This is a genomic window from Sorangium sp. So ce381 (genome assembly GCF_051473845.1).
Lineage (GTDB): Bacteria > Myxococcota_A > Polyangia > Polyangiales > Polyangiaceae > Sorangium > Sorangium atrum.
The window spans coordinates 6,577,261-6,589,361 of the sequence record NZ_CP150336.1; the positions used below are offsets into that span (position 1 = coordinate 6,577,261).

The window sequence follows — 12,101 nt, forward strand, 5'->3', positions numbered from 1 at the left end:
GTGCGCATGCCGGAGAATCGCCGGGATTCATCGGGAAACAGCGCAAATGCTCATTTGCTGTACCTTCTCGGGAAGGGTAGGGTCCCGGCGTCGAGCAGCGAGCCACGGAGGCCATCTGGCAAGCGACGCGGGCTCGACAGGCGGAGGGATCGAACATGGGTCAGGTGGTGAGCGAACGCCCGATCGGGGGCAACGGCAGCGGTCCTGGCATGAACGGGCACGGGGGCGGGGCGATCCGCAGCTACGCGCCCGCGACCGGGGAGCTCCTTGGAGAGGCCCCGAACACGAGCGCCGAGGAGGTGCGGGCCGCGGTCGCCCGGGCGCGGCGCGCGCAGGAGGCGTGGGGCGCGCTGCCCGTGGAGGAGCGCTGCCAGCGCGTCCTGCGCTTCCGCGACGCCGTCGTCGATCGGACGGACGAGATCGTCGATCTGCTCTCGCGCGAGTGCGGCAAGCCGCGCCACGAGGCGCTCTTGCACGAGGTCCTTGTCGCGGCCGACATGGCGACGTACTTCGCGCAGGTCGCCCCGAAGGCGCTCGAGCCGCACGAGATCAAGCTCCACCTCTTCAAGCACCGGCGCAGCTGGGTCCACTACGTCCCCCGCGGCGTGGTCGGCGTGATCTCGCCGTGGAACTTCCCGTTCCAGCTCGCGCTGCGCGACGTGCTCGCGGCGATCGTCGCCGGCAACGCCGCCGTGCTCAAGCCGAGCGAGGTGACGCCGCTCATCGCGCTCAAGCAGAAGGAGATCTGGGACGGCGCGGGCATGCCCGAGGATCTCTTCCAGGTCGTCACCGGCTACGGGCCGACCGGCGCGGCGCTCATCGACAGCGGCATCCAGATGCTCCTGTTCACCGGCAGCGTCGGCACCGGCAGGAAGGTCGCCGCCGCCTGCGGCGAGCGCCTGATCCCGTGCGTGATGGAGCTCGGCGGCAAGGCGCCGCTCATCGCCTGCGCGGACGCGGACATCGAGCGCACGGCGCAGGCGATCGTCTTCGGCGGCTTCGCGAACGCGGGGCAGGTGTGCGTCGCGGTGGAGCGGGTCTACGCGCACCGCGAGATCCACGACCGCCTGCTCGAGCGGACCGTCGAGATCACGAAGGGGCTGAACCAGGGCGATCCGGGCAAGGAGTTCGTCGACGTGGGGGCGATCATCTTCCCGCCGCAGATCGACGTCGCCGAGCGGCACATCAAGGACGCTGTCGACAAGGGGGCGACCTTGAAGGCCGGCGGCAAGCGCGCGCCGGGGCAGGGCCAGTTCTTCGAGCCGACGATCCTCGCCGGCTGCGATCACGCGATGACGGTGATGACCGAGGAGATCTTCGGGCCGGTCGTACCGTTCATGCAGGTCGCGACCGAGGAGGAGGCGATCCGCCTCGCGAACGAGTCGCACCTCGGCCTCAACGCCTATGTCTTCTCGGAGGACACCGATCACGCCCGCCGGCTCGCCGAGCGCCTGCAGGCCGGCAGCGTGCTGGTGAACGACGTGCTCATGAACGGCGCCCTCCCCGACGCGCCGTTCGGCGGCGTCAAGCAGAGCGGCTTTGGCCGGGTGATGGGCGAGGACGGGCTCCGGCAGATGTGCGACGTCAAGCACATCAACGCGGACCGCATCGCGCTGGGGTCGAAGGACCCGACCTGGTTCCCCTACACCGCGTCGTCGTACAGCTGGTTCAAGCGAGGCATGCGCGCGCTGTTCTCGAGCGGCAGCTTCCTCCGGCGCATCGGGGAGCTCTTCTAGAGCGACGGTCACCCGCTTCGGATACGGGCCCACCTCGACGTTTTCGGTGCTCAGCGCACCGGAGTGCGCTTGCGCGCCGAAAACGTCGAGGTGGGCCCGTCTCCTGTGCGGGAGACCGCCGCTCGCAGAGGTGGGCGGAAACCGCGGTAGAGCGGCGCGCTGTCGGCGGCGTGGCGGGGAAACCTCGAGGCCGTCAGCTCGCCAGACGCCAGCTGGACGGCCGCCAGGCGGGCACAGATCCTGCGCTTCGCGCCGGGCGCGCACGCTCTTGCGTCCCTGTCCCTTTGTGATCCAGGCTGAACCCATGTCTACCCGGCCCGGTTCCTTGCCGAGCGACCCCATCCTCGCGGCCATCGATCGCGCGCCGCGTGTGCAGAGGCTCACGCCGGAGCAGCGCGCCGAGCTCGATCAGGATGTCGCCGACATTGCGGCGGGCCGTGCGCGCCTCGTCGCTCACGAGGATCTGCCGCAGGCCCTGGAGGAGCTGGCCCGCGAGCAAGGCGGATGAGCTTCCACGTCGTCTGGAACTTCCCTGCGCTCGTCACATTTTACAGGCTGCCGATGCACTCGGCCTTCATGATCGACCGAGCGGTCGTTCGCTTCGCGGAGACAGGCGAAGGCGAGCTCGTGTGGGAGGCGCCCTATCACCTCCTCAGCGCGGGATTCCACGATGTGGCGCTCGCGATCGAGCGTGAGACGCGGACGATCACCGTGCTCCGCATCTACCGCGCTCGCTGAGCGCCTCGGCACCGCAGGGAGCGCCGCCCGAGTGAGCGGGCCCCTCGATCACGACCGGCCCTGCGCTGCGGCGTCACAGCAGGCTCCCCTGGAGGATGACCTGCGCGACGTTGAAGTAGATGACGAGCCCGGAGACGTCGACGAGGGTCGCGACGAACGGCGCGGACGCGCTGGCCGGGTCGAATCCCAGCCGGCGGATCACGAAGGGCAGCATCGCGCCGGCGAGCGTCCCCCAGGCGACGATGCCGACCAGGCTCGCGGCGACGGTGGCGGCCACCTGCAGGTAGTGCTCGCCGTACGTGTGGAAGATCGCCTGCCACACGAGGATGCGGACCAGGCCGATCGTGGCGAGGATGAGGCCCAGCGACAGGCCGGCGGTGAGCTCCCGGCGGACGATGCTCCACCAGTCCTTGATGGTGACCTCGCCGAGCGCCATCGCGCGGATGATCAGCGTCGTCGCCTGGGAACCGGAGTTGCCGCCGCTCGAGATGATGAGCGGAACGAAGAGCGCGAGCACGACCGCCCTCGCGATCTCGTCCTCGTAATGCCCCATCGCGCTCGCGGTGAGCATCTCGCCGAGGAAGAGCGCCGAGAGCCAGCCGGCGCGCTTCTTCACCAGGGCGACCATGCCGGTCTGCATGTAGGGCGTGTCGAGCGCCTCCATGCCGCCGAGCTTCTGGATGTCCTCGGTCGCCGCGCTCTGGACGACGTCGACGATGTCGTCGACGGTGACGATGCCTTTGATCCGGCCCTCGGCGTCGACGACCGGGATCGCGTTGAGGTCATGCTGCGCGATGACGCGCGCGACCGCCTCCTGGTCCAGCGTATCGGGCACCGAGATGACGTCCCGCCGCATGACCTCGGACAGGGCCTTGTCGCTGCGCGCGGTGATGAGGTCCCGGAAGGACACCACGCCGAGGAGCCGCTGCTCCTGGTCGAGCACGTACGCGTAGTAGATGGTCTCGAGCTTCGCCTGGGCCTGCCGCTGGAGGTACCGGATCGCCTCTCCGACCCTCATGTCGGGCCGCAGCCGCGCGAACCGTGGGCTCATGAGCCCGCCGGCCTCGTCCTCGGCGTACGCCATGAGCGCCGCGACCTCGCGCCGCGTCGGCTCGTCCAGCATCTCCAGGAGCGAGGCGCGGAGCTCCTGGGGAACGAGCTGGATCACGTCCGCGGCGTCGTCGGGCGCGAGGAGCCGCATCCAGAGCCTGCGCTCGCCGGCCTTCATCGCGAGGAGGACGGCGGCCTGCTCCTGCTCGGCGAGACCGAGGAAGAAGCTGTGCGCCTCGCCCCGCTCGAGGTGCTCGACGCCGTCGGCGCGCTCTTCGGGGGACAGCACCGCCCAGATCTCGCCGAGCTCTGCGGCGGTAAGACGGTCGTCGGACATGGGTCACCTCCACGACGAGGTAGCGGGCGAGGAATGCTGGATCGAGGATGCCGAGGCGCGCGACCTGAGGTCCCGCGGCAACGAAAGGTCCCGGCGCGCCGAGCATCTATCGCCGAGCCCGGCACGTGCAACGGGGATTTTTCGGCTCAGATCAAACCGACGCGGGCTCGGTGGGCTTGACCTGGACGGGCGCGGGCGCAGGCGGCCCCGGCTCGCCCGGTGTGGCGGCGCTCCCCACAACCTCTCAACATGCTCACCGTCCTAGCGACCGGATCCCCGGCGCGCGCTGTCGCGCGGGGCCGCGGCCGGCTCCACCATGCGCCGCCCTTCCATCGTCATCTTCCAGCCGATCCCTCGCTGCCGGAGCTCCGCAGTGTAGATGGAATCGCGGCGGAGCCGCCGGGACACGAGCGTCGCGATCGCGGTGGCGAGCACGAGCGGCAGGACGATGGCGTAGTCGCCGGACAGCTCGAAGACCATCACCGCGGCCATGAGCGGGGCGTGCGTTGTCGCGGCCGTCGCGGCCGCCATCCCGACCAGCGCGTAGCCCCCGGCCTCGCCGAGGGGCACGCCGGCGTGGGAGAGCGCCCAGGCGTAGAGGACGCCGGCTCCTCCGCCGAGCAGGAGGGTCGGCGTGAAGACGCCGCCCGGGCTCCCGGACGACACAGACGCTGTCGTGGCGAAGCACTTGCCGAGCAGCAGCAGCGCCAGGAAGCCGACCGGGAACCTCCCGTCGAGCACCGCGTTGAGCGGCTCGTAGCCGTTGCCGGCGACCTCCGGGAGGAACGCGACGACCGCGCCTGCCAGCGCGCCCCCGGCGGCCGGGCGCCAGGGCAGCCCGAGCCAGGGCCGCCGGAACTGGCGCTCGCCGAACGACAGCAGCCGCATGAACCCCTGGGCGCCCAGCGCCGCGGAGATCCCGAGCCCGGCGAAGGCGAGTAGCTCGGCCGGCGACCGGAGGTGGAACGTGCGCTGGCCATAGATGGGGGCCTCGCCGAGGACCGCGCGCGTGATCGCTGCAGCAATCACCGTCGAGATGAGCGCGGGCACGATCGCGTCGAGCACGACGATGCCCGTGACGACCTCCAGCACGAACAGCACCGCGGCGAACGGGGTGTTGTAGGCCGCCGCGAACCCTGCGGCGGTCCCGGCGGCAATGAGCAGCCGCGCCCGGTCGATCGGCAGGCCCAGGCGGTCGCTGACGAGCTTGCCGGCCGCTCCTCCGAACTGGATGAGCGGCCCCTCGCGGCCGATGGATCCGCCGGTCGCGATCGCCAGCCACGATGCGGCGGACTTGAGCAGGGTGACGCGCATGGACAGGCGGACGCGCCCGAGGACCACGGCCTCCATGACGTCGCCGACGCCGTGCCCCGCGGGCGCCCGCGCCACGAGCATCCCCAGGAGGCCGGCGAGGAGGCCGCCCGTGGCCGGCAAGGCGAGCCGCGCCCAGCGCGGCGCCGCGAGCATCGCCGCCACGACGTCAGACGTGCCCGCGGCGCGGTGGAGCGCTAGCGCCAGCGCCGAGCGGAACGCGATCGCGAAGGCCGCCGCGGCCATGGCGACGAGCAGGACGCCGAGCCCGAAGCGAACGCTCGCCGCCCACGGCGCGGGCGCTGCAGGCGGGGCGGCGGCCTCGCCGTGGGCCGCGGACTCCGGGGCGTCGCGCGAGGCTGGAGGTACCACCCGGGGACTCTATCACCCGGCGCGTCTGCTCTCCTTGCCGCGCGGGCGGCGTCCCGCAGGCGGCTCGCGGAATGCATCCGGGGTTGGTCCGGTTCTTGAAAAGAAACTTGAAAAGAAAAGCGATTCCAGCCGTGAAATCGAAGCGGAGCGCCTGGCTGACGGCCACTCGGCGGGGGCGGGCCCGTCGTCCGAACATCCTGCTCGCAACAGCGACAAAGGAGGGTGAGCAATGGTCACGAACGACAGATTGATCAACCCGACGCGAGTCGTCAGGGACTACCTTAACAGCTCCCTTGTCTGGAACGACTTCCTGGCGCAGGGCGGCTTCATCTCAGGCGACATCGTCGTGGCGGACCCGTTCAAGGCGGGGACCACGTGGACCCAGCGCATTATCCAGCAGATCCTCGACAACGGAGAAGAGCGGAAAGACGCTCTCTCGGACACGTCCCCCTGGCTGGACTCCAGCTTCGGCGACCACGCCGCGATGCTGGCGATGCTGAAGGCGCAGCGTGAGGCCGGCGAGCGTCGTGTGCTGAAGTCGCATCTGCCCGCGGACGCCGTGCCCATCGCCGCGCAGGCCCGCTACATCTTCGTCGGCCGGAACGGCAAGGATCTCGGGATCAGCTTCCACAACTACTTGAGTCAGTTCTCCGCCAAGACCATGGACGAGATCAACCGCATCCACGCGGAGTGGTCGAGCGATCCAACGCGGCTCGTTATTCCGGAGAGCGCGCAGGAGTTCTTCGACAAGTGGCTGGACACCGACGGGTACGGCTGCTGTGACCTGTTCGACGTCGTGCGATCGTGGTGGAAGCTCCGGGACGAGCCGAACGTGCTCCTCGTGCATTACCGGCGGCTCAAGGAGGACCTGCGCGGTCAGATCGTGCGCATCGCCGAGTTCATCGACGTCGATCCGACGAGGCTGCGGTTGGATGTGATCCTGGAGCACTGCTCCTTCGGCTACATGCGCGAGCGGGCCGAGCAGATGGCCCCGTTCGCCGGTACACACATGCGGGACCCCAAGGCGTTCTTCCACAAGGGGCCGGCCCGCGACTACCGCGCCGAGATCACCCCCGAGCAGGGCGCGCGCTTCGATCGGCTGGCGCTCGAGAAGCTGGGAACCGACTGCGCCCACTGGCTGGAGACCGGCGAGGAGCGCCCCGGAGCGTCGGCCGGCGGGCGCCGTCAGGCGGCCTGATCGTGCCCTCGCCCCTGCATCGCTGAAAGAAGGATCTGCGCGACCTCCGGGCGGCTGAACTCGGGAGGAGGCAGCTTCCCGGCGCGCAGGAGCTCGCGCACCTGGGTCCCCGAGAGCGTGATGCGCGTCTCCGGCCCTCCAGGCGCGGTCTTGTCGGTCGCCATCCCGCCGACGACGGTGGACCAGAAGGCCTCCTCGAATTTGAGCGGCTCGATGCCGAGCTCGCTCGGGAGGAAGTCGTCGAACGCACGCTGCGCGTCGTACGTTCCATAGAAGCGCCCGACTCCAGCGTGGTCGCGCCCGACGATGAAGTGCGAGCAGCCGTAATTCTTGCGCACGAGCGCGTGGAAGATGGCCTCGCGCGGCCCGGCGTAGCGCATGGCGGCCGGATACAGCCCGAGGACGACCCGGTCTGCGGGGTAATACTTCTCCAGCAAGAGCTCGTAGCAACGCATCCGCACGTCCGCCGGGATGTCGCCGGCCTTGGTCGCGCCCACGAGCGGGTGGAGCAGGAGCCCGTCCGTGATCTCGAGCGCACACTTGGTGATGTGCTCGTGCGCGCGATGGATCGGATTGCGCGTCTGGAACCCCACGACGCGCCGCCAGCCGCGCGCCTCGAAGGCCGCCCGCGTCGCCGCCGGATCCCGGGGATACTCCGGGAACTGCGGTGAGAGCGGCCGCTCGATCAACCAGACCTCGCCGCCGAGGTACACGTCGCCCGACGACCGCAGGTAGGCGACGCCCGGGTGGCTTCCGTCCGTTGCGCCATACACGTTGCGCGCCTCGACCTCCTTGTCCGGTGTCCAGCGGTCGACGAGCTCGAGCACGCCGACGACGCGCCCGTCCGGCGACTCCAGCGCCACCTCGCTGCCGAGGGAGAGACTAGCGGCGTCCTCGTCGGGGACAGCGAGCGTGATCGGGACCGACCAGACGAGGCCGCTCTGCAGGCGCCGCTCGCGGACCACGCGGAGGTAATCCCGCGACGTCATGAACCCCTTGAGCGGGGAATAGGCGCCATTGCCGATGAGCTCCAGATCGCTCGCCCCGCGCTCATCGAGCCTCACCCTGGGTAAGCGAGCCGCGCGCTCGAGCAGCCGCTGTCCGGCGTCGCCGCGAACGAACCTATCGACGAGCTCCCCGCCGTGCGGGGGCACGAGGCCCGCCCTCGCCGGCTCGGCCGGCTGCGCCATGGGACGGATATAGCCGAGCTCCTCGAGCTTGGCGATGATCCTGGCGAGGCCCTCGTGGGGCGACTCGCGATCGGTGTGAACGACCACCTCGGGCGAGCGCGGCGGCTCATACGGATCATCGACGCCGGTGAAGCCCTTGATTTCGCCCGCGCGGGCGCGCGCGTAGAGCCCCTTGATATCCCGGCGTTCGAGCACCTCGATCGGGCACTCGCAATAGACCTCGCAGAAACGCCCGATCGCGCGCCGCTGCTCGTCGCGGATCTCCCGGTAGGGGCTGATCGCCGCGGTGATCGCGCATGCGCCGGAGCGCGCCACGAGCCTGGCGACGAAGCCGATCCGGCGGATGTTGGTGTCGCGATCCTCTCGCGAGAACCCGAGCCCCTTCGAGAGGTGCGTGCGGACGACGTCTCCATCGAGCGACTCGACGTGCACGCCTCGCCTCGGCAGCTCGGCGGCCAGCATGGCGGCCAGGGTTGATTTGCCGGACCCCGACAGCCCAGTGAACCACACGACGAAGCCCTCGATCGAAGCCATTGTGCGCCTCCTTTCGACGTATCCGTACGCCACCGCTTTGGGCACGCAGTATGCCACTCCGCATGGGCGCGCTGGCGCACCCGCACACGACCGTCGTCTGCGGTACGCGGGTGCGGGCGACCTCCGCGGCGCGAGCGGGCACCGCTCGCCCCCCTGGAGCGCGGCGATACGGCGCGACGCAGCGGTATGACGATGTACCTGATAGCCGCGCTCGGTCTGGTCATCGGGATCGTATCGGCCATCCTCGGGGCTGGCCCGTCGATCCTCACCGTCCTGCTCTTGACCACCGTCGCCGGGCTCGAGCTCCACCACGCGGTCGCCACCTCGCTCGTGGCCGTCATGCTGATGAGCCTCGTCGCCGTCGTCCCGTATGCCATGGAGAACGCCGTCGTCTGGCGGTACGCCTTCGCCTTCGGCCTCGCCTCGATGACTGGAGCGTACCTCTCCGGACACATCGCGGGTGTGATCCCGGACCACGTCCTCCGGGTGATCTTCTTCATGGCCACCGTGGTCGCGTCCGGCGCGATGCTCTGGGATCGCCGCCAGCTTCCGCAGGATCAAGGCAGAACACGATCGAGCTGGCGGCCTATAGCCGTGCTCGCGGCAGGGGGGATCCTGGTCGGTTGCTTGACCGGCCTGGTCGGTCTCGGCGGCGGGTTTGCCATCGTCCCCCTGCTCGTCGTGTTCACGGGGACCCCGGTGCACTCCGCGATCGGCACCTCCATCCTCGTCATCGCGATGAACACGATGGCTGGTCTCGCCGGCCATCTCCCCCACCCTCCGATCGATTGGCAGCTCGCCGTCTCCCTGAGCGTCGCCGAGTGCGCAGGCAGCCTGGCCGGCGCCAGGCTCTCCAGGCACATCAGCGTGACCGTGCGGCGTCGGGCGTTCGCCGGCCTCATGCTCGCGGCGTCGGGCTTGACGCTCGGGCAAGCCATGCATGGATATCATCCCTCGCACGTGATGAACGGGCGAGGCCGCGGCTGCGCAAGTCCCCACCGTGACACCAATCCCACGGCGGCCGACTGTGCGCCATTGTGACACGCGGGTGCCCCCCTAGAACGGCGCGCTGCACGAGGCGGCGCTCTCCGTGGTGGTGGCGAGCAAGGTGCGCCCGGCCGCGGGTCGAAGCGACGACAGGGACGTGACCAAGGGTCCCTGAGGCACAGGGATTGGCGGGAGCCGACGAGAGGTGCACATTCCGGGAGGGAATGGCGCGTGACATCCTGATCGCCGTCATGAACCCCGCAGCCATCCAGCCCGATCGAGTCCCTGATACGCTACGAGCGCACCTGCCTCGTCACGATGGGAGTCGTCCACGGCCTTACGAACCTGGGCGGCTCGCTCCTCACCGCCCTGGTGCACGCCAAGAAGTACGACAAGGACGCGACTCAGCGGGCGAGCGCCGGCGTCCGCCCCCGCGCTGGCGTCCGCCGGAGCCACGGCTCCGGACGGCCGAGCGACCGGCCCCGACGTCCTCGTCAGCGGCGCGGCCGCCTCTCGGCGCCGTACCGGCCGCCGAGCCCGTCAATCTCTCGGATGTACTGGACGCCGGCGGGGGCGCGCGCCTTCTGGGCGCGGACAGGACGATGGGACGCGTCCGTCAGGGCGGTGTGCTCGGCGTGCACCGGACTGTCTCAGCCTCGTTGCGCCCGCGCCCGGGCGCGACCATGACCATCGCCATGCCGGAACCAGTCCCAGCAAATCGCACCGGCGTGAGGCGACGGTTGCGCCCGTTCTCCGCGCTCATCTCAGAAATCGCGCCGCTCGATCTCCGGCTCGTCGGGCGCACGATCCTGCATGCCGTGCTCGTCGGGGCCATCGCGGGCCTGGTCGCGGTGCTCTTCTTCGGCGCCCTCGAGCTCGTCGAGGAGCTGCTCCTCGGCCATCTCGCCGGCTACGCGCGGCTTCGAGCCCACGGCGAGGCGATCTTCAGCGGCGGCGGCTCCGAGCACCGGAACGTCCGGCTCTGGTTGCTGCTGGTGATCCCGGCGCTCGGAGCGTTGGCCGGGGGCATCCTCACCTGGCGCCTCGCCCCCGAGGCCGCGGGCGGCGGCGGAGACGCGATGATCCAGGCCTTCCACCACCACGGTGGCCGGATGCGCAAGCGGGTCGCGTGGGTCAAGGCGATCGCGTCGATCCTCACACTCGGCTCCGGCGGCTCCGGCGGTCGCGAGGGGCCGACGATGCAGATCGGAGGAGCGCTCGGCTCGCTCGTGGGGCGTGGGCTCGCGGTCGGCCGGCGCGAGCATCGGATCCTGATGCTCACAGGGGTCGCGGCCGGGATGTCCGCCATCTTCCGCACGCCGCTCGGCGCCGCCCTGCTCGCCGTCGAGGTGCTCTACCGCGACGATTTCGAGGCGGAGGCGCTGATCCCGGCGCTGCTGGCCAGCGTCGTCTCCTACTCGGTCTTCATCTCGTTCTTCGGCGAATCGACGCTCTTCGCGCACGCGCCCAAGTATGCGTTCATCCCGTCGCACCTCCCTCTCTATGCGCTGCTCGCGCTGGTCTTGGCCTTCGTCGCGATCGGCTTCTTGAAGTGCCTCGGCGGCGTGAAGGCGCTCGCGGCGCGCTTGCCGATCCCGCCCTGGGCACGTCCAGGGCTCGGCGGGCTCGCGCTGGGCCTCTTCTGCGTGCCCGTCCTCTGGTTCGTCGGCCGCAGGATCGACAGCCCCGGGCAAGGGCTCGGGCTGCTCGGCGGCGGCTACGGCGCCGTCCAGGTCGCGATCACCGGCGCGCCGTGGCTCCACCCGGGCTGGCGCGGCGTGGAGCTCCTGCTCCTGCTCTGCGCCGCCAAGATCGTCGCCTCGTCGCTCACGCTCGGCAGCGGCGGGTGCGCCGGCGACTTCGCGCCGTCGCTCGTCATCGGCGGCCTCTTCGGCGGCGCGTTCGGGCGCGCGGCGGCGCTCCTTCTCAACGACCCGCGCATCGATCCGGGCGCCTTCGCGCTCGTGGGCATGGGCACCTTCTACGGCGGCGTCGCGCACGTGCCGGTGAGCTCCCTCGTGATGGTGTGCGAGCTCGCCGGCAGCTACGACCTCCTGGTCCCGCTGATGCTCGCCGAGGGTGTCGCCTTCGTCGCGCTGCGGAAGCACTCGCTCTACCACGCGCAGCTCCCGACCCAGCGCGAGTCTCCCGCGCACCCGGTGCCGACGCTCGACGTGCTCAAGACCATCCGCGTGCGGCAGATCATGATCGAGGAGCGCACGCTGGTGACGTTCGCGCCGGGGACGCCTGCCCGCGAGATGCTCCTGCGAGCCGCGGACGCGAGCTGGCAGGAGGTCTTCCCGGTGCTCGATACGTCGCGCCAGATGGTCGGCATCATCACCGGGGAATCGCTCCGGATCGTCGCGGTGGAGCACGACCTCGCGCGGATGACCGTGGCCGCCGACGCCATGCAACCGCCGGTGGCCGTGTCGGTCGCCGACGATCTGCGGACGGCGACCGAGGCGATGGTGGCGCACGGCGTCCGCGAGCTCCCGGTCGTCGACGGCGAGGGCGCGATCGTCGGGTTCGTGGACGAGGCCGACATTGGAAAGGCCTATCTGGAGGCGACAACGAGGCCCGCGCGCGCAGACGAAACACCGATCCTGCTCGGCTGAGCTTCGCGCGCTCCGGGGTCAGCGCCCCGCGGC

The 12,101-nt window shown here is 70.4% G+C and carries 10 protein-coding genes; 6 read left to right on the top strand and 4 right to left on the bottom strand.

The annotated features are described in order from the left end of the window. Positions 1-167 precede the first annotated feature (167 nt). From WMF29_RS24410 to WMF29_RS24420, 3 genes are all read left to right on the top strand, one after another. A complete protein-coding gene (locus tag WMF29_RS24410) occupies positions 168-1,736 on the top strand; it encodes an aldehyde dehydrogenase family protein (RefSeq protein ID WP_437322544.1) in 1,569 nt (522 codons plus the stop codon). A 304-nt stretch (positions 1,737-2,040) separates the two neighbouring features. After that, positions 2,041-2,244, top strand: a complete 204-nt coding sequence (locus WMF29_RS24415; protein ID WP_272093415.1) for a hypothetical protein — start codon at positions 2,041-2,043, stop codon at positions 2,242-2,244. Further along, on the top strand, positions 2,241-2,474 hold the full coding sequence (locus WMF29_RS24420) for a hypothetical protein (protein ID WP_437322545.1): 234 nt from the start codon (positions 2,241-2,243) through the stop codon (positions 2,472-2,474). The genes WMF29_RS24415 and WMF29_RS24420 overlap by 4 nt, the downstream gene beginning before the upstream one ends. Positions 2,475-2,547: 73 nt before the next feature. On the opposite strand, the gene mgtE is transcribed toward WMF29_RS24420, so the two are convergent. Both mgtE and WMF29_RS24430 read right to left on the bottom strand, forming a co-directional pair. Further along, complete coding sequence (gene mgtE, locus WMF29_RS24425) at positions 2,548-3,861, bottom strand: magnesium transporter (RefSeq protein WP_437322546.1); 1,314 nt, start codon at positions 3,859-3,861, stop codon at positions 2,548-2,550. A 261-nt stretch (positions 3,862-4,122) separates the two neighbouring features. After that, entirely contained in the window at positions 4,123-5,544 is a 1,422-nt protein-coding gene (locus WMF29_RS24430) for a chloride channel protein (protein ID WP_437322547.1), read from the bottom strand. Positions 5,545-5,773: 229 nt separating this feature from the next. Between WMF29_RS24430 and WMF29_RS24435 the strand changes: the two genes are divergently transcribed. Continuing rightward, the gene (locus WMF29_RS24435; RefSeq protein ID WP_437322548.1) at positions 5,774-6,742 is read left to right on the top strand and encodes a sulfotransferase domain-containing protein; all 969 of its coding nucleotides are present in this window, start codon (positions 5,774-5,776) and stop codon (positions 6,740-6,742) included. Here WMF29_RS24435 and sat read toward each other — a convergent pair. Further along, the gene (sat, locus tag WMF29_RS24440) at positions 6,730-8,523 is read right to left on the bottom strand and encodes a sulfate adenylyltransferase (RefSeq protein WP_437322549.1); all 1,794 of its coding nucleotides are present in this window, start codon (positions 8,521-8,523) and stop codon (positions 6,730-6,732) included. The genes WMF29_RS24435 and sat overlap by 13 nt on opposite strands. Positions 8,524-8,652: 129 nt before the next feature. Between sat and WMF29_RS24445 the strand changes: the two genes are divergently transcribed. Further along, entirely contained in the window at positions 8,653-9,507 is an 855-nt protein-coding gene (locus tag WMF29_RS24445) for a sulfite exporter TauE/SafE family protein (protein ID WP_437322550.1), read from the top strand. A gap of 440 nt (positions 9,508-9,947) precedes the next feature. On the opposite strand, the gene WMF29_RS24450 is transcribed toward WMF29_RS24445, so the two are convergent. Further along, positions 9,948-10,094 carry a hypothetical protein gene (locus WMF29_RS24450; RefSeq protein WP_437322551.1) on the bottom strand — a complete coding sequence of 49 codons (147 nt, stop codon included), beginning with the start codon at positions 10,092-10,094 and terminating at the stop codon, positions 9,948-9,950. Positions 10,095-10,181: 87 nt separating this feature from the next. Between WMF29_RS24450 and WMF29_RS24455 the strand changes: the two genes are divergently transcribed. After that, positions 10,182-12,068 (top strand): chloride channel protein, encoded by a 1,887-nt coding sequence (locus WMF29_RS24455; protein WP_437322552.1) that lies wholly within the window; start codon positions 10,182-10,184, stop codon positions 12,066-12,068. Positions 12,069-12,101: the final 33 nt, after the last annotated feature.